16 protein-coding genes are annotated in these 16,374 nt (G+C 61.8%); 11 read left to right on the top strand and 5 right to left on the bottom strand.

From position 1 onward, the window contains the following. The first annotated feature begins 64 nt into the window (after window positions 1-64). Window positions 65-1,012 (top strand): 4-hydroxy-3-methylbut-2-enyl diphosphate reductase, encoded by a 948-nt coding sequence (gene ispH, locus FGE05_RS27240; RefSeq protein WP_024781117.1) that lies wholly within the window; start codon window positions 65-67, stop codon window positions 1,010-1,012. On the opposite strand, the gene FGE05_RS27235 is transcribed toward ispH, so the two are convergent. Continuing rightward, on the bottom strand, window positions 989-1,504 hold the full coding sequence (locus FGE05_RS27235) for a GspH/FimT family pseudopilin (RefSeq protein ID WP_139649834.1): 516 nt from the start codon (window positions 1,502-1,504) through the stop codon (window positions 989-991). The genes ispH and FGE05_RS27235 overlap by 24 nt on opposite strands. A 298-nt stretch (window positions 1,505-1,802) precedes the next feature. Between FGE05_RS27235 and FGE05_RS27230 the strand changes: the two genes are divergently transcribed. From FGE05_RS27230 to FGE05_RS27195, 8 genes are all read left to right on the top strand, one after another. Beyond that, window positions 1,803-2,276, top strand: coding sequence for a GspH/FimT family pseudopilin (locus FGE05_RS27230; RefSeq protein ID WP_139649832.1), 474 nt, complete (start codon window positions 1,803-1,805; stop codon window positions 2,274-2,276). Next, entirely contained in the window at window positions 2,273-2,731 is a 459-nt protein-coding gene (gene pilV / locus FGE05_RS27225; protein ID WP_139649830.1) for a type IV pilus modification protein PilV, read from the top strand. Before FGE05_RS27230 ends, pilV begins: the two co-directional genes overlap by 4 nt. Then, window positions 2,728-3,441, top strand: coding sequence for a PilW family protein (locus tag FGE05_RS27220; protein ID WP_139649828.1), 714 nt, complete (start codon window positions 2,728-2,730; stop codon window positions 3,439-3,441). Before pilV ends, FGE05_RS27220 begins: the two co-directional genes overlap by 4 nt. A gap of 10 nt (window positions 3,442-3,451) precedes the next feature. Next, on the top strand, window positions 3,452-3,931 hold the full coding sequence (locus tag FGE05_RS27215; protein WP_041024772.1) for a PilX N-terminal domain-containing pilus assembly protein: 480 nt from the start codon (window positions 3,452-3,454) through the stop codon (window positions 3,929-3,931). Continuing rightward, window positions 3,918-7,028, top strand: coding sequence for a pilus assembly protein (locus FGE05_RS27210; protein ID WP_139649826.1), 3,111 nt, complete (start codon window positions 3,918-3,920; stop codon window positions 7,026-7,028). Before FGE05_RS27215 ends, FGE05_RS27210 begins: the two co-directional genes overlap by 14 nt. Before the next feature lie 11 nt (window positions 7,029-7,039). Continuing rightward, window positions 7,040-7,441: a type IV pilin protein gene (locus FGE05_RS27205; RefSeq protein ID WP_139649824.1), complete on the top strand. Its 402-nt coding sequence runs from the start codon at window positions 7,040-7,042 to the stop codon at window positions 7,439-7,441. 58 nt (window positions 7,442-7,499) lie between these two features. Continuing rightward, window positions 7,500-8,600, top strand: coding sequence for a glycine oxidase ThiO (gene thiO / locus FGE05_RS27200; protein WP_139649822.1), 1,101 nt, complete (start codon window positions 7,500-7,502; stop codon window positions 8,598-8,600). Window positions 8,601-9,497: 897 nt separating this feature from the next. Next, the gene (locus FGE05_RS27195) at window positions 9,498-9,863 is read left to right on the top strand and encodes a DUF6124 family protein (protein WP_139649819.1); all 366 of its coding nucleotides are present in this window, start codon (window positions 9,498-9,500) and stop codon (window positions 9,861-9,863) included. 192 nt (window positions 9,864-10,055) lie between these two features. Here the strand turns inward: FGE05_RS27195 and FGE05_RS27185 are convergent, their stop codons facing one another. From FGE05_RS27185 to FGE05_RS27170, 4 genes are all read right to left on the bottom strand, one after another. Then, window positions 10,056-11,399, bottom strand: a complete 1,344-nt coding sequence (locus tag FGE05_RS27185) for a sigma-54 dependent transcriptional regulator (protein ID WP_139649815.1) — start codon at window positions 11,397-11,399, stop codon at window positions 10,056-10,058. Then, on the bottom strand, window positions 11,396-12,982 hold the full coding sequence (locus FGE05_RS27180; protein WP_139649813.1) for a nitrogen regulation protein NR(II): 1,587 nt from the start codon (window positions 12,980-12,982) through the stop codon (window positions 11,396-11,398). Before FGE05_RS27180 ends, FGE05_RS27185 begins: the two co-directional genes overlap by 4 nt. Then, window positions 12,972-13,205, bottom strand: a complete 234-nt coding sequence (locus tag FGE05_RS30175) for a PP0621 family protein (RefSeq protein WP_139649811.1) — start codon at window positions 13,203-13,205, stop codon at window positions 12,972-12,974. Before FGE05_RS30175 ends, FGE05_RS27180 begins: the two co-directional genes overlap by 11 nt. A gap of 124 nt (window positions 13,206-13,329) precedes the next feature. Next, window positions 13,330-14,346, bottom strand: coding sequence for an outer membrane protein assembly factor BamD (locus FGE05_RS27170; RefSeq protein WP_139649809.1), 1,017 nt, complete (start codon window positions 14,344-14,346; stop codon window positions 13,330-13,332). A gap of 150 nt (window positions 14,347-14,496) precedes the next feature. On the opposite strand from FGE05_RS27170, the gene rluD reads away from it, so the two are divergent. After that, complete coding sequence (gene rluD / locus FGE05_RS27165) at window positions 14,497-15,459, top strand: 23S rRNA pseudouridine(1911/1915/1917) synthase RluD (protein WP_139649807.1); 963 nt, start codon at window positions 14,497-14,499, stop codon at window positions 15,457-15,459. After that, window positions 15,456-16,181 carry a peptidoglycan editing factor PgeF gene (gene pgeF / locus FGE05_RS27160; protein ID WP_139649806.1) on the top strand — a complete coding sequence of 242 codons (726 nt, stop codon included), beginning with the start codon at window positions 15,456-15,458 and terminating at the stop codon, window positions 16,179-16,181. The genes rluD and pgeF overlap by 4 nt, the downstream gene beginning before the upstream one ends. Window positions 16,182-16,374: the final 193 nt, after the last annotated feature.

Raw genomic sequence — 16,374 nt, 5'->3', positions numbered from 1 at the left:
GCTACCGAGGTGACTGATCCACCGCATCGCGAGCAGGCTCGCTCCCACAGACACGAGGCACAGTATGCAAATCAAACTCGCCAACCCCCGTGGCTTCTGCGCCGGCGTGGACCGGGCGATCGAAATCGTCAACCGCGCCCTGGAAGTGTTCGGGCCGCCGATCTATGTGCGCCACGAAGTGGTCCACAACAAATTCGTCGTCGAAGACCTGCGTAGCCGTGGGGCCATTTTCGTCGAGGAACTGGACCAGGTGCCGGACGACGTCATCGTGATTTTTAGTGCCCATGGGGTTTCCCAGGCGGTGCGTACCGAAGCGGCGGGTCGTGGCTTGAAGGTGTTCGACGCGACCTGCCCTTTGGTGACCAAGGTGCACATCGAAGTGGCGCGCTACAGCCGTGACGGTCGTGAGTGCATCCTGATCGGCCACGAAGGGCATCCGGAAGTCGAAGGCACCATGGGTCAGTACGACGCCAGCAATGGCGGCGCGATCTACCTGGTGGAGGACGAGGAAGACGTGGCTGCCCTGCAGGTGCGTAATCCGGAAAAACTCGCCTTCGTCACCCAGACCACCTTGTCCATGGACGATACCAGCCGGGTGATCGATGCGTTGCGCTCGCGCTTCCCGGCCATTGGCGGACCGCGCAAGGACGACATCTGCTACGCCACCCAGAATCGCCAGGACGCAGTCAAGCAACTGGCTGACGAGTGCGACGTCGTGTTGGTGGTCGGCAGTCCGAACAGCTCCAACTCCAATCGCCTGCGCGAGTTGGCCGAACGCATGGGAACGCCGGCCTACCTGATCGACGGTGCCGAGGACATGCAGCGCAGCTGGTTCGACGGCATCGAGCACATCGGCATTACCGCGGGTGCTTCTGCGCCGGAAGTCCTGGTGCGCGGTGTGATCCAGCAATTGCAGGCCTGGGGTGCCATCGGGGCCGATGAACTGGCCGGCCGGGAAGAAAACATCACGTTCTCCATGCCCAAGGAACTACGCGTTCGTTCTCTGCTTTAAGTTCTTTTCGCACAGGGCCTGCACGCTTTCCTCGCTGCGCAGGCTGACGCGGCCGGTGGGTGACAGCACCACTTGATGATGACTGACCGGCTGGTGCCGGGCGCACACGTGCAAAGTGCCCGCCTGAAAGGCACCACTGGGCAACAGGGCTGCACCATGGCCGGCGAACGTGACCCGATGCTTCACCGGCCAGTTACCCACCACCCGGGCGCGATTGCTGCGCTGCTCCAGCAGTGTCCGGTCATCGTCGTCCAATCTGATTTGCCACCCCTGGCTCCAATCGTTGTCTATCCCTTGAATGGTCACTGCCCGGTTGCGGGTGATGGCTTCGCTGCGGGCACTGCGCAAGCCGCTGGCCAACCGTTGTGCGGTGTCGTTGCGTTCAGTGGATTCCACAAGCGCTTTGAAACTTGAACTGGCCCACGGCAGAACAATTGCGGCAATCGCCAGTCCCATGAGCAGTTCGATCAGGCTGAAACCCTGTTGGGGCATGGTGTCTCCTCCCTGGAGAGTGTGGAGCGGTCCTTGAGAACTTGGCGGCCTCATTGTGGCGAGGGGATTTATCCCCGCTGGGCTGCGAAGCAGCCCCAAAAACAGTCAACACAATCTGTCCGACACACCGAGGTATCAGGATTTAGGGCTGCTGCGCACCCCAGCGGGGCGGTGCGACGTTTCGCTAAATCCCCTCGCCACAGGGGGCACTGCCCTGAATGAACTGCATCAAGCACGCGCCAATGGTTTGTTCTAGCGTTACACAAGCAGGTATAGCCGACGGCAACGGAGGGCATCGATGGATCTTCGTACAAAAGGTTTCACGCTGATCGAGGTGTTGGTGGCCCTTGGCGTACTGCTGATTCTCATCACCATGGCAGTGCCGGCGTTCACCGGTTCGATGCAGAGTACCAAGGCGGATACCGAGATCGGCGACCTGCGTCGGGCCCTGAACTTTGCCCGCATGGAAGCGATCGACCGGGGTATTACCACGCGCATTCGTCCCTCCGCCCAGGGCAACGTCTGGAGCGGCGAGCTGACGGTGTACGACAGTACTGGCAATCCGGCCAATGTATTGCGGGTTGTTCCCGCGATGAGCAGTGGTGCGACTCTGACGCTAACCTCAGATGTGACCAACATTGATTTCAACAACCTGGGTGGGTTGTCGGCACCGGCCACACCGGTGAGCTTCAATTATGTGCGGGGCACGCAGAGCAGGACGCTGAGCGTTTGCCTCAATGGACGAATCGTATTGGGTGGAAGTTGCGGATGAAGGGTTGCAGTAAAAGCCCACAGGAGGGCATGACACTGATCGAAGTGCTGGTCGCCGTGCTGATTCTTGGCGTAGGTCTGCTGGGGGCCGCGATGGTCCAGCTCAATGCCCTGAAGTACACCGACAGCTCGCGCATGACCAGCCAGGCCAGCTTCATCGCCTACGACATGCTGGACCGCATTCGTGCCAACTCCGGCGCCGACTACACCGTGACGCCACCCAGCTCACCCAACCTCAATGTGACCCGGGACCAGGACCTCTACGATTTCAAGACCAACATCACCAGCTTCGGCGGCGCCACGGCTACCGGGACCATCACGCTGAACCAGCGGGTCTACACCATCACCATTTCCTGGGACGATGCCCGGGCCGCCAACACCACCAATGCGGCCGATGCCCGGCGCAGTTTCGTGCTGACCAGCCGCGCTGCCGTCGATCCGGTGGGGACGCCATGAACAAGCGCTGCCGGGGCTTTGGCCTGATCGAGTTGATGATCGCGCTGGTCATCAGTCTTATCGTGGTCCTGGGGGTGGTGCAGATCTTTATCGCCGCGAAGAACACCTACATCAGCCAGAGTGCGGCGGCGGTGATGCAGGAGGATGCTCGCTTTGCCCTGAGCAAGATGGTCCAGGAAATTCGCATGGTGGGGATGTTCGGTTGCTTGGGCACCATCACCGATGCGTCCTCGGCAGGGGACTTCAATGCCAGCCAGATCACGCCGATCCGCTGGGACAATGCCAACCTGAAAATGACCTTGGTGACGACGGATGTGGGCAACAGTGGTGGTGTACCGACCTGGACCGTCCTGTCCGACTGCCGCACCACAGCCACGGCCTACACTGGCGCGCGGGCTCCCGCAGCCGGACAGTTGGCGTTTCCGGTACGACGGTTGATCTACAGCTTCAGCAACAATCAGTTGTCGATGGGTACCGGCGCCGGCAATCCGACCCTGGCGGTGCTGGTGGACAACGTCCGCACGTTCAACGTGACCTTCGGCGTGGCCGGCAGCTCGACGGACATCGCGGCCTCGAGCTACAGCAGCAACCCGCCGGATCCGGCATTGATCCGCAGCGTGCGCCTGACCCTGACGCTCTTCGATCCGAAGAACAACGTGCGCGACCAGACCTTCAACGTAGTTGCCGCCTTGCGCAACCGGCTCTTGTGAGGGGCGCTTGATGAGATCGAGATCCTTCGGGCAACGTCAGCGCGGCATGGCATTGCTGGTCAGCCTGGTCTTCCTGCTGCTCCTCACGCTGATCGGCCTGTCGTCGATGCAAAGCGCCACCCTCCAGGAAAAGATGACCAGTAGCGTCATGCTGCGCAACCAGTCGTTCCAGATGGCCGAGGCGGCGCTGAGGATGGGCGAGAACGCCGTGCAAGTTGAAACCTACTCGCTGGCGGTCTGCACCACCGCAACCCAATGTGCGCCGCCGGCGGAATCCGCCACGCTGACGGGGGCAGGGCGCAACTCATCGTCGGGGGTCACCTGGGTCGCCGCCGCCGGTGGGTTTTATGGGGTGCAGAACATCGGCACCACGCTTGCGGCGGTCAATGTACCCAACGGGACGTCGGCGACGCTGTATCGGATCACGGCGGTGGCGGTGGTGGGGAATAACCAGCGCAGCGTGGTGGAGAGCATCTATGCGAAGTATTGAAGCTCGCCATGGCTGGCGGCAGATGCTGTGGGGTGTACTGCTCAGCCTTTATCTGAATGCCCCGGTCTATGGGTTCACGCCTTCGGATTCGCCGTTGTTGAGTGCGGCTGCGGTGACGCCGAACGTGATGCTGTTGATCGATGATTCGGGGAGTATGAACAATGTCATCTGGGCGGCGGATTTTGATCCGACGATCTCCCGGCCGACTGTCTACACCTGTCAGTCCAGTACGAGCTGTAACAGCATTGCCGGCCTGGACCCGGACGACGGCAACGTTTTGCTGGCGAGCCTGTTTCGTGGCGGGTGCTCGAGCGGTTGGTACGGTTTTTATCGAAGTAGCATAGGTAGGGTCTGTCTGAAGCTGCCAGATCCGGTGGGCAATGGTAATACCCGCTACACAGCCAACTACCTGTCCTATCTGCTGACATTGGCCAACAGTTCGAGTCGCGACTTCACCACCGGCACGATCCCCAATGATTACCGAATCAACGTGGCCCGGGATGTCTCCAATGACCTGGTCACCAGCAACCGTGCCTTGCGCATCGGCCTTGCCACCTTCAACCCACCCAACAGCAGCAACTCCGGCCCGGGAGGCTTTATCGCCCGTTCTGTCAGCGACCTGTCGCCCGTGACCGGCAGCGTTACCCAGACCCAGGCCAATGCCAACTACACCTCCTTGATAAATGCCATCAACGGCCTGGGCGCGGTCGCCAATACACCGCTGGCCGAGAGCTATTACGAGGTCACCCGCTATTTCCGGGGAATGGCGCCGTACTACAACGGCACGCCCAGCACCTATACCAGCCCGATCCAGTACCGTTGCCAGAAAAACTTCGGCGTGGTGATTACCGACGGCTTGCCCACCTATGACCGGACGTTTCCGACCAACGACCCGCAGGCCGTCGCGACGGGAGGCCCCCGCCTGCCAAATTGGGACGGTATCAGCAATGACGGCGCCGATCCCAATGGCGACGGCGAAGGTGACACGCTGTACCTGGACGACATCGCCAAGTTCGCCTTCGACATCGACATGCGCTCCACCGGTACCGATGCCACCGGCAAGAGCTGGGACACTGCGGATTTCCCCCGGCAGTACCTCAACACCTATACGGTTGGTTTCACCGCAACCAACCAGATGCTGTCCGACGCCGCTCGCTACGGTGCAGGCAGGTATTACCAGGCGACCGACAGCGAAGGCCTGAACTCGGCCCTGACATCGGCCCTGAGTGATATCACCTCCAAGGCCGGGTCGGGGGGCGGCGGCACCACCAACGGTGCGACGTTATCCACCACGTCCAGCTTCTACCAGACCACCTATGACCCCAAGGATTGGCGTGGCACGATCCGGGCGTTCGGTTTCACCTCGGCAGGCACGGTCAACAGGGCCGCGGTGCAATGGACCACCGACACCGCCATTGTCCCCGGCGCCACGGCACCGCTTTATCAATCGTGGAACACCACGACCAATGCGCCGGTGACCCTGGCCTACAGCAACTTTTCAGCGGCTCAGCAAACCACCCTCAGCCAGAACCTGCCCACAGGGATCACTGGCAACGACCTGGTGGAGTGGAGCAAAGGCACCAACAAAACCGGCTTGAAGGTGCGCAGTGCGTTGCTGGGGGACATCATCAACTCACCGCTGGTGCTGGCCTCGCCCAATGACCAGACCGCTGCGGACCTGCTGAACGACACCAGCTACAGTACGTACCTGGCGACCAAGGCGGGGGCCATGAACACCAGCCTCGTGGTGAACGCCAATGACGGCTTCTTCAGCGTCATCAACGCTGCCAACGGCACGCGGCGTTACGCCTACATGCCTTCGAGCGTATTGCCAGGGCTGGATGACATCGCGAGTACCAATTACATCAACGGGGTGAGCCACAAATTCCTGGTGGATGGTCAGATTGGTGTATTCGATACGCAATCGGGCAGTGCCTGGAAAACGGTAGCCGTGGGCGGGACCGGGGCCGGTGGCAGGACTTTCTTTGCGGTGCAACTGTTCGATGCGGCAGCCGGCAATACGCTTCGGGCGCTGTGGGAAATCAGCGCGCCGGCCGTGGCCAACACCGCCAATACCTTCAACGACCTGGGCTACGCCTATGCCCGCCCGGAAGTCGCCCGGCTGGCGGACGGTCGCTGGGCGGCGTTCATTTCCAATGGCTACGGCAGCAACAGCGGCGTGGCGGCGTTGTATGTGGTGGATATCCGTGACGGTTCGCTGATCCGCAAGATCGTCATCAACAGCAGCGAGACCGATAACGGCTTGTCCTCGGTCAAGCTTCGGGTCAACTCCCAGAATGTGGTGCAGGCTGCCTACGGTGGTGACTTGAAAGGACGGATGTGGAAATTCGACCTCAGCGGCACCTCCCCGACCACCTGGGGCCTGGCGTTTGCCGGCCAGCCCTTGTTCACGGCGTCCGGTGGGGCGACCCAGCCCATCACCGTTCAACCGTTGCTGGCGGACAACCCCCAGGGTGGGGTCCAGGTCTTTTTCGGTACCGGTAAGTTCAACGAGGCGACTGACAAGCTCAACAAGGATCTGCAGGGGTTCTATTCGATCTGGGACGCCGTCGGTGGTGCCGGGCAGATTACGGTGTCGAGCCTGCAGGCTCAATCGATTACCGGCGTATTCTCGGGCAGCACGGGGCAGTTCGTGACCACCAGCCAGACCGACGTGACTTACCCTGCGAAAAAAGGCTGGTACCTGCCCCTGGTGTATAACAACGCGCTGACCGGGGAGCGGGTGATCAACCCGGCCAATCTGGTGCTTGGGCGCGTGGTCTTTACCACGGCCGCCGTGGACACCACCGACCCCTGCGCCAGCTTTGGCACCGGCAAGCTGATCGAAGTGGATGCGTTCAGCGGTAAGATGCTCAACTATGCGGTGCTCGACACCAATGGCGACGGCAAGCTCAGCAGCCTCGATACGATCTCCGCCGGGGTGGTGTTCACCGGTGGTATCCCGACCTTGAGTGCCGTCGTCAGTGCCAATGGAGCCACCAACATGGTCGTGAACGACTCAGGTGGCGGTATCACCGACCTGCTGAGCAAATCCGTTGGCGGCAGCCGTCGCGTCATGTGGCGACAAATACAGTGAGGGGTAAGGGAATGCACAAAACCAACCGGGGTTTCACCTTGATCGAAATCATGATCGTGATCGCGATCATCGGTATCGTGATCACCGTCGGCTACCCGAGCCTGACCGAATACATGAAAAAGGGCCGCCGCGCCGAAATCGCCGGGTTGTTGTCGGAACAGGCGCAGATACTCGAGCGCTACTATTCGAAGAACAATGTCTATACCAACGCGACCGGGCTGAGCAATGGCAATGATTTCTATACCATCAACCGGACGTTGGCGGACCAGAGCTTTACCCTGACCGCGGTACGTAAAAGTGGCTCGTCCATGGCGACGGACAAGTGCGGTGACTTCACCATCAACAACACCGGCGTGCGCAGCATGCTCAACGCCGCGTCCGGGCTGACCACCAAGGATTGCTGGGGTCGCTGAGCTTTATTTTTTTAGGACGCGGCGTCGCGCCCTACAGTCTTACGAGTCGAATCAGAACATGACCAGGCAACAGCAAGTGGTGATTGTCGGCGGCGGAGTCATTGGCCTGCTGACAGCGTTCAATCTGGCGTCCGAAGGGCAACGTGTCGTGCTGCTGGAGCGTTCCAGTGTCGGCCAGGAATCGTCCTGGGCCGGTGGCGGCATCGTTTCGCCGTTGTACCCGTGGCGCTACAGCCCGGCGGTCACGGCGCTGGCGCACTGGTCACAGGATTTTTACCCACAGTTGGGCCAGCGTTTGTTTGCGGCCACCGGCATTGATCCGCAAGTGCATGTCACCGGGCTCTATTGGCTGGACCTGGACGATCAGGACGAAGCGCTCGCCTGGGCCGCGCGGGAAGGGCGATCGTTGCGGTCCGTGGATATCTCGGCTGTCCACGATGCGGTGCCGGTACTGGGTACCGGGTTCTCCCGGGCGATCCACATGGCTGACGTGGCGAACGTGCGCAATCCCCGGTTGGTGAAATCCCTCAAGGCAGCGTTGCTGTCGCTGCCCGAGGTCACGCTGCATGAGCAATGCGAGGTCACTGGATTCATCCGCGACGGCGGACGTGTCGTGGGGGTGAACAGCTCGGCCGGGGCGATTCGTGGCGATCAGGTGGTGCTGGCTGCTGGGGCCTGGAGTGGGGAATTGCTCAAGACCCTGGGTCTGAACTTGCCGGTGGAGCCGGTCAAGGGCCAGATGATCTTGTACAAGTGCGCGTCCGACTTCCTGTCGAGCATGGTCCTGGCCAAGGGCCGTTATGCGATTCCGCGGCGTGACGGGCATATCCTGGTGGGCAGTACCCTGGAGCGCGAAGGCTTCGACAAGACCCCGACGGAAGCGGCGCTGGAGAGTCTGAAGGCTTCGGCGCAGCAATTGATTCCGGCGCTGGCCGAGGCTGAGGTGGTCGGGCATTGGGCCGGATTGCGGCCTGGATCGCCGGCGGGGGTGCCTTATATCGGTGAGGTGCCGGGGTTTGCGGGGCTTTGGTTGAACTGTGGGCATTATCGCAATGGGTTGGTGTTGGCGCCGGCGTCGTGTCGGTTGTTTACGGATGTGATGTTGGGGCGTGAGCCGGTGATTGATCCTGCGCCGTATTCGCCGGCGGGGCGGATGTAGGATCTTGCGGTGTACTCCGATCCAATTGTGGGAGCGAGCCTGCTCGCGATGGCGGTCTTGCGTCGAGTACATATCCATTGCTGCGGTAACGGCCACTTAGGGTTCCGCCCTTACGGCGGCTTACTTTTTTTCAGACGCCAAAAAAAGTAAGCAAAAAAGGCTTGGCCCCACCACTCGGCACCTCGCCTAGGCTCGGTGTGCCCTCACTCCGGCATTGCTCCGTGGGCCCGCCGCGAAGGGCCATCCATGGCCCAGCGCGGCTAACCCGGCATCCATGCCGGGTTGCCCACTACGCAATGCCTGCGTTCGGCCAGCGTGGTTAATGGGGCCCGAAGATCAAGATCAAAAGCAAAAGCAAAAGCAAAAGCGAGGCGGCCTTACAGCCGACCTGTCTCTCCGGCCATATATAGATCAAATTGTGGGAGCGAGCCTGCTCGCGATGGCGTCGGACATTCAACATGTATTCAAACTGACCCACCGCAATCGCGAGCAGGCTCGCTCCCACGGGGATTGGCGTTGGCTGAGAAATAACAGGTTGCCGCAGAGTTGTTGTGAGCGAGCTGACAGCTGTTCGAGATTTGTGGGAATGGTCGGACAACATCCAAGCTGAAGCCGATTTTTCCGACGAGCTTTGGCGGTTGCCGGGTGGGAAGGCTTATCGCTAACCTCTTTCGGTCGCTGCCAATTCAGCGTCCGGGCGTCGCGGCCCGCTAACTTGGTGCATAATTCCAGCCTACGATGGAGCTTCGGCATTTATCGTTCTGTCATGGCTGGCTGTGCGTGGGATACCTTCGGGTATGCCGGGTACCAAGGTCTCGGTCCGCGAACCCGCGTACAGCTGCCACCTCCAATTGCGTCGCGGCGATCGGTGGCAGCTCCAAACCTTGGAGATGCACGATGATCAAAGTCACACCCAATCCCCCTGAAACAGATTCCTCATCAGCCCATGGCGGGCTCGATCCTCAAAAGCTCGATGAAGCCGCCAAGCGCGCCCTCGACTATTACCTGGCCCCTCCACCTGAAGTCAAAAAGAAACCAGCCTCAAGCCAGTTATTCACCGTCATGGAAGGCATAGACGCCGAATGCCTCCTCGCCAACCTGAGCGAAACCCTGGCATCCGCCAACGCGACGCTCAGCGACCTGGCTTTCGAGCTTGATGGTTCGCGTCGGCATGTCGCTTTGGGTGTGCAGCAGCTGATCGAGCTGAGCGAATTGCTGGCCAATCGGGTGTTGGATGAGCGGGTGCCGGTGTCGGCGGATTAGGAACTGATCAATAGAACTGGCGGTTGTGGCGAGGGGATTTATCCCCGCTGGGCTGTGTAGCAGCCCTGAATCCTTACACCTCGGTGTATCGGGCAGATTGTATCGACTGTCTTAGGGCCGCTACGCAGCCCAGCGGGGATGAATCCCCTCGCCACAGGGACGGTCTGAGCCGAGCCACTGGTGGTGGCTCCCTCAATCCAACCCCAATTTCTTCAACCGATACCGCATTGACCGAAACGACAGCTTCAATCGCTGCGCTGCGGCGGTGCGGTTCCAGCGGGTTTCTTCCAAGGCCTGGAGGATGACCTTGCGTTCGACGTCTTCCAGATAGTCTTCCAGGTTGTCGACTCGCATCAAATCGGGGTTGGCGGTGTCGGTGATGCCATTGCCTTCGGCCAGGCGCAGGTCGTCGGCTTCGATCTGTTGGTGTTCGCAGAGGGTGTAGGCCCGTTCGAGCATGTTTTCCAGCTCTCGTACGTTGCCGGGGAAGCGGTAGTTTCGAAGGGCCTCGAGGGCTTGGGGATGGATTCTGGCGGCGGGGTTGCCGGTGCTGGCCGCCAGGCGCTGGAGCATGTGGATGGCCAGCGGCTCGATGTCTTCGCGGCGCTCGCGAAGGGGCGGGACGCGGAGTTCGATGACGTTCAGGCGGTAGTACAGGTCCTGGCGAAAGCGCCCGGCGGCCACTTCGGCGTCCAGGTCCTTATGGGTCGCGCAGAGGATGCGGACATCCACCACTTCCTCCTGCTGACCACCAACGGCGCGCACGGCCTTTTCCTGGATCGCTCGCAGCAGCTTGACCTGCATCGCCAGGGGCAGGTCAGCCACTTCATCGAGGAACAGGGTGCCACCGTGGGCGGCCTGGAACAGACCGGGCTTGTCCTCGATGGCACCGCTGAAGCTGCCTTTTCGATGGCCGAAAAACTCACTTTCCATCAGCTCTGTCGGGATGGCCCCGCAGTTGACCGGCACAAAACCCCGACTGGAACGGGGGCCTTGTTCGTGGATCAGCCGTGCCACCAGTTCCTTGCCACAGCCCGACTCCCCGCTGATGTACACCGGCGCCTGGCTGCGGGCCAGCTTTTCGATCTGTTTGCGCACGCTGCGCATTGGCGGGGAGTCGCCCAGCAGGCAGCGTTCGATGGTGGTCGGGGCGGTGGCCGGTGGCAGGCGCAGGGCGCTGGTGACCAGTTCTCGTAGCCGACCCAGGTCGACCGGTTTGGTCAGAAAGTCAAAAGCCCCGGCCTTGAGGGCGTCGATGGCGGTTTCCAGGCTGCCGTAGGCGGTGATCATCGCCACCGGCAGTTGCGGGAAGCGCTGTTGGATGTGCTGCACCAGTTCCAGGCCGGTACCGTCGGGCAGGCGCATGTCGGTCAGGCACAGGTCGAACGCCTCTTCCGCCAACAGAGACTGGGCCTCGGCAAGATTCCTGGCGCTGCGGGTGTCGAGTTTCATCCTGCCCAGGGTGATGTCCAGGAGTTCGCGGATGTCCGGTTCGTCGTCGACGATCAGGATCCGTTGCCGTGAGCGTGTATTCAAATCTGTTTCCGTCCGTGAGCAAAAGTGATGCGAAAGCAGCCGCCGCCTTGGCGTGGTTTGAAGTCTAGGCGGGCCTGATTGCTTTCGCACAGCTCACGGGACAGATAGAGCCCAAGGCCGGTGCCCTGGCTGCTGGTGGTGAAAAAGGGTTCGAACAGGTGCGCCTGCTGGTCCGGTGTCACGCCGGGGCCGTTGTCGATGATGTCCAGCGTGGGGAGATGGCTATGGGGATCGACGAACAGTTCCAGCCAGGACTCGGCCCGTTCATGGGCCTGGGCACTGTGGCGCCAGGCGTTGCGCAGTAGGTTGTCGAGCACCTGGGTCAATTGATCGGGGTCCATGAGCGTGGTGTAGTCGCCCGGGGCGATGCTCAGATGCAATTGCTGGTGCGCGGCCATGCTTTCGCGGGCCTGTTGGACGAACTGGTCGAGCCAGGTGCGCAGGTCCAGGCGCTGGGGCGTGGTTTGCTGGCGACGGGACAACTGCAGGACGTTTTCGATGACGCGGTTCATTCGTTGGGAGTGATCTTGAATAATCTGTGTCAGACGTCGATCCGAGTCGTTCAGTTCCTCGGACTCGCGCAGTAATTGCGCCGCATGGCTGATGGCCCCCAGGGGATTGCGGATTTCATGGGCGATGCCGGCGGTGAGGCGCCCGAGTGAGGCGAGTTTCAGTTGCTGGGCGTGCTGGGCCACCTGGGCCAGGTCTTCGAGAAACACCAGGATCTGATGCTGTTCGTTGTGCCCCAGGGCGATGAAGCTCGGTTGCAGGGTCAGGCCCGTGCCGGTGATGGCCAGGGTTGGTGGGCGCAGGCTGGGATTGTTCAGCCACACTTTCAAGCTGTCGACGAGGGCGGCGGAGTAGTCATCGATTGGCTGGCCGACCAGGTCGTGCATGCCCAACAGGTTCAAGGCGCTTTCGTTGGCCAGTTGCACCCGGCGTTGACGATCGAGCACCAGGATGCCGGTGCGCATGCGCTGCAGGATCAAGGCATTGAGGGTTTCGAGGCTGGTCACCTCGCTGGCTCGCTGCTCGGCCAGGGTTTCGCTGGCTTCCAGTCGCCGGGTCAGGCCTTGTACCAGCAGCGCAGCGGCGAAGCATAGCGCTCCCAGGGTACCGGCCTGCAAATAACTGCCGGGAGAGTTCGAGTCGTGCAGGCCAAGGAAGAAACTAGACCCCACTATGCCGATCGTGGCGACGGCAGCGATCAACAGGCCGACTCGGCCGCGCAGCAGCGTGTTGCCAATGGCCACCGAAACAATGAGCAGATTGCCAATGGCGCTGGGAGCACCGCCTGCCGCGAAGAACAGCCATGACAGCAGCAACACATCGGTCAGGGCCAGGCCAAACAGCCGGGCGGGGCTTCGGGTGTTTTCAAGGAACACCACCAGCAGGATGTTCAGCACCAGGTACAACCAGCTGCCACTGCGCAGCAGGTCGTCGTTGGCGAACTCCAGCAGGCGGTTGTCCATGTTGCTGGAGATCAGCAGCACCAGGGTGATGCCGATGCTCAAGCGGTACAGGTGATAGAGACGCAGCAGGCGCTGCGTCTGTCTGACGCGAGGGGAAGCCTCAGCGATCACGAGGGCCCGGGCCTTGCTCGAGGTGAGCCTGGCTGCAGTACCACTGTTGTTGGAGAGGGAGTGCCCGGTCACGCGGCAGGTGCACGCCACAGTGGGCGCAGCGAACCATGGGCGGGGCATCCTGTTCCCGGGATGATCGCGTCGCGGACGCCTTGGGCTTCACGTTGCGAAAGATCCATATGGCGGAGGCAACGACGGCGAACAAGATGATTAGACGAAGCATGATGGGCGGCTTTCTGGCGAGAGATGAGGCAGTTTAGCCAAGGACTGGGGCGGCGCACAGTTCAATAGGATCCAGGCATAAAAAAGGGAGACCGTCGGGTCTCCCTTTTGTGAATGCCCTGTGCTCAGTCGAACAGGCCGAAGGTCATGTAGCTGAACCAGGAGCGGTCGCTGGAGTTGTTCTCAGCCTCCGGTTCTTCAATCACATCGCCATTTTCATCCTTTGGCTTGAGCTCGTTCGGAATGGCTTCCTTGGCATCCTGGAACTGACGCTGTACGTCCTGGTTGGCGCGGGTTTCGCCCGGTGGCAGTGGCGGACGGGATTCGATCAGGCCCAGGGTCGCCTTGCTCAGCCATGAACGGTTGTCGGCTTCTGCAACGCGGGGGGTGAACTGGCCATCGACCAGGGAAGGGTGGTCCGGGTAATTCAGTTTCAGGGTTTCCAGGCTGCTGGCTGCCAGTTCGTCCAGGTGCAGGCGTTGGTACGCCTCGGTCATCACCGCCAGGCCGTCGCCGACCGAAGGGGTTTCCTGGAAGTTTTCCACCACGTAGCGACCACGGTTGGCGGCGGCGACGTAGGCCTGACGGGTCAGGTAGTAGTCGGCCACGTGGATTTCGTAGGAAGCCAGCAGGTTGCGCAGGTAGATCATGCGCTGCTTGGCATCCGGCGAGTAGCGGCTGTTGGGGAAGCGGCTGGTCAGTTGGGCGAACTCGTTGTACGAGTCGCGTGCGGCGCCCGGGTCACGCTTGGTCATGTCCAGCGGCAGGAAGCGCGCCAGCAGGCCGACGTCCTGGTCGAAAGACGTCAGGCCCTTGAGGTAATAGGCGTAATCGACGTTCGGGTGCTGTGGATGCAGGCGAATGAAGCGTTCGGCGGCAGATTTGGCAGCTTCGGGCTCGGCGTTCTTGTAGTTGGCGTAGATCAGCTCCAACTGGGCCTGATCGGCGTAACGACCGAACGGATACCGCGACTCCAGGGCCTTGAGCTTGGCGGTGGCGCTGGTGTAGCTGTTGTTGTCCAAGTCCTTCTGCGCCTGTTGGTACAGTTCGACTTCGCTCAGGTTTTCGTCTACGACTTCCTTCGACGAGCAAGCAGCAGTCAATGCGAGGATGGCGATCAGCAGCAGGTGTTTCACTTGCATGGCGGCTTGCGTCCCTATGACGGCCGCTGTCTTGGGCGGGGCCGTCCTGTTATGATGAGCGCCCCGTTGAAAGCCTCGGGGCAAAAGACGCCGTATTTAACCACAAGCGCGCAGCCGAAACCAAAGGCTGTGCCGACGCCCAGTCCGAGCATGTCCGATAAAATAGAACTTCGCGCAGAGGTGCCGTCCGAATTGGGCGGCCAACGCCTCGATCAAGTCGCCGCCCAACTCTTCACCGAGCATTCGCGCTCGCGCCTTTCCGCCTGGATCAAGGACGGCCGCCTGACGGTGGATGGGGCGGTCATCCGCCCGCGCGACATCGTCCATGGCGGTGCCATCCTCGAGCTGACGGCAGAGCAGGAAGCCCAGGGCGAATGGGTAGCCCAGGACATTGCCCTGGACATCGTCTATGAAGATGACGACATCCTGGTGATCAACAAGCCTGCGGGCCTGGTGGTGCATCCGGCCGCCGGTCACGCCGACGGCACCCTGCTCAATGCCTTGCTGCACCACGTGCCGGATATCGTCAATGTGCCCCGGGCCGGTATCGTGCATCGTCTCGACAAGGACACCACCGGTCTGATGGTGGTGGCCAAGACCATCCAGGCGCAGACCCAGTTGGTCGCACAACTGCAAAGCCGCAGTGTCAGCCGCATCTATGAATGCATCGTGATCGGTGTAGTGACCGCTGGCGGCAAGATCAACGCTCCCATCGGTCGTCACGGTCAGCAGCGCCAGCGCATGGCGGTGATGGAGGGCGGCAAGCCGGCGGTCAGTCACTACCGCGTGCTTGAACGCTTCCGCTCCCACACCCACGTGCGGGTCAAGCTGGAAACCGGTCGTACCCACCAGATCCGCGTGCACATGGCCCACATCAACTTCCCGTTGGTGGGCGATCCGGCTTATGGCGGCCGCTTCCGCATCCCGCCGGCCGCCAGCGTGACCATGGTCGAGTCCCTGAAGCACTTCCCGCGTCAGGCGCTGCATGCGCGTTTCCTGGAACTGGATCATCCGACCACCGGTAAGCGCATGAGCTGGGAATCGCCGTTGCCGGATGACTTCGTCTGGCTGCTGACGTTGCTCAAGCAGGACCGCGAGGCATTCGTCGGATGAATGACTGGCTGATACCCGACTGGCCCGCGCCAGCCTGGGTCAAGGCCTGTGTCACCACCCGTGCGGGCGGCGTCAGCGTGGCGCCGTTCGACAGCCTCAACCTCGGCGACCATGTCGATGATGACCCAACGGCCGTCACCGAGAACCGTCGACGGCTCACCGACCAATTCGCCATCCGTCCGGCCTGGTTGCAGCAGGTCCATGGGATTGCCGTGGTCGAGGCCGATCCGACCCAGGTCGCGACCGCCGATGCCAGCTGGACCGCCATGCCGGGTATCGCCTGCACGGCGATGACCGCGGACTGCCTGCCCGTGCTGTTCTGTAACCGCGCCGGTACGCGCGTCGCGGCCGCCCATGCCGGTTGGCGCGGGTTGGCGAACGGCGTACTGGAAGCCACCCTGGACAGCCTGGCAACGCCAGCGGATGAGATTCTCGCCTGGCTCGGCCCGGCCATTGGCCCGCAAGCCTTTGAAGTCGGACCGGAAGTGCGTGAGGCGTTCATCGCGCAACTGCCCCAGGCGGTACAAGCCTTTGTGCCGAGCCACAACGCCGGCAAGTTCCTGGCCGACATCTATGCGCTGGCGCGCCTGCGGCTGGCCGCGCGGGGTGTCTCGGCGGTCTACGGCGGCGGGCTGTGCACCGTGACCGATCCACGCTTCTTTTCCTACCGTCGCAGCCCGCGCACCGGTCGCTTCGCCTCCCTCGTCTGGATCGAACAGTAGAAGGCTGCCGGATATGCCGCCGCCATCGCGAGCAGGCGCGCTCCCACAATTCCCGCTCCGTGCACAAATACTCCATACACCGCAGACCCCTGTGGGAGCGAGCCTGCTCGCGATGGCGTCGTGTAGCTTGCATCCATGTCAGGTGTGCCACCGCTATCGCGAGCAAGCTCGGCTCCCACCGGTCCGGCGCTTT

Source organism: Pseudomonas sp. ICMP22404, assembly GCF_006227205.1.
In the GTDB taxonomy this organism is placed as follows: domain Bacteria; phylum Pseudomonadota; class Gammaproteobacteria; order Pseudomonadales; family Pseudomonadaceae; genus Aquipseudomonas.
Note: the sequence above shows the minus strand (reverse complement) of the source record. Positions and strands in the feature narration are given on the sequence as shown.

Bases quoted from the DNA above. Each gene is read 5' to 3' on its own strand.
- ispH (WP_024781117.1), top strand. From the start codon at position 65: ATGCAAATCAAACTCGCCAACCCCCGTGGCTTCTGCGCCGGCGTGGAC.
- FGE05_RS27235 (WP_139649834.1), bottom strand. From the start codon at position 1,504: ATGCCCCAACAGGGTTTCAGCCTGATCGAACTGCTCATGGGACTGGCG.
- FGE05_RS27230 (WP_139649832.1), top strand. From the start codon at position 1,803: ATGGATCTTCGTACAAAAGGTTTCACGCTGATCGAGGTGTTGGTGGCC.
- pilV (WP_139649830.1), top strand. From the start codon at position 2,273: ATGAAGGGTTGCAGTAAAAGCCCACAGGAGGGCATGACACTGATCGAA.
- FGE05_RS27220 (WP_139649828.1), top strand. From the start codon at position 2,728: ATGAACAAGCGCTGCCGGGGCTTTGGCCTGATCGAGTTGATGATCGCG.
- FGE05_RS27215 (WP_041024772.1), top strand. From the start codon at position 3,452: ATGAGATCGAGATCCTTCGGGCAACGTCAGCGCGGCATGGCATTGCTG.
- FGE05_RS27210 (WP_139649826.1), top strand. From the start codon at position 3,918: ATGCGAAGTATTGAAGCTCGCCATGGCTGGCGGCAGATGCTGTGGGGT.
- FGE05_RS27205 (WP_139649824.1), top strand. From the start codon at position 7,040: ATGCACAAAACCAACCGGGGTTTCACCTTGATCGAAATCATGATCGTG.
- thiO (WP_139649822.1), top strand. From the start codon at position 7,500: ATGACCAGGCAACAGCAAGTGGTGATTGTCGGCGGCGGAGTCATTGGC.
- FGE05_RS27195 (WP_139649819.1), top strand. From the start codon at position 9,498: ATGATCAAAGTCACACCCAATCCCCCTGAAACAGATTCCTCATCAGCC.
- FGE05_RS30175 (WP_139649811.1), bottom strand. From the start codon at position 13,205: ATGCTTCGTCTAATCATCTTGTTCGCCGTCGTTGCCTCCGCCATATGG.
- FGE05_RS27170 (WP_139649809.1), bottom strand. From the start codon at position 14,346: ATGCAAGTGAAACACCTGCTGCTGATCGCCATCCTCGCATTGACTGCT.
- rluD (WP_139649807.1), top strand. From the start codon at position 14,497: ATGTCCGATAAAATAGAACTTCGCGCAGAGGTGCCGTCCGAATTGGGC.
- pgeF (WP_139649806.1), top strand. From the start codon at position 15,456: ATGAATGACTGGCTGATACCCGACTGGCCCGCGCCAGCCTGGGTCAAG.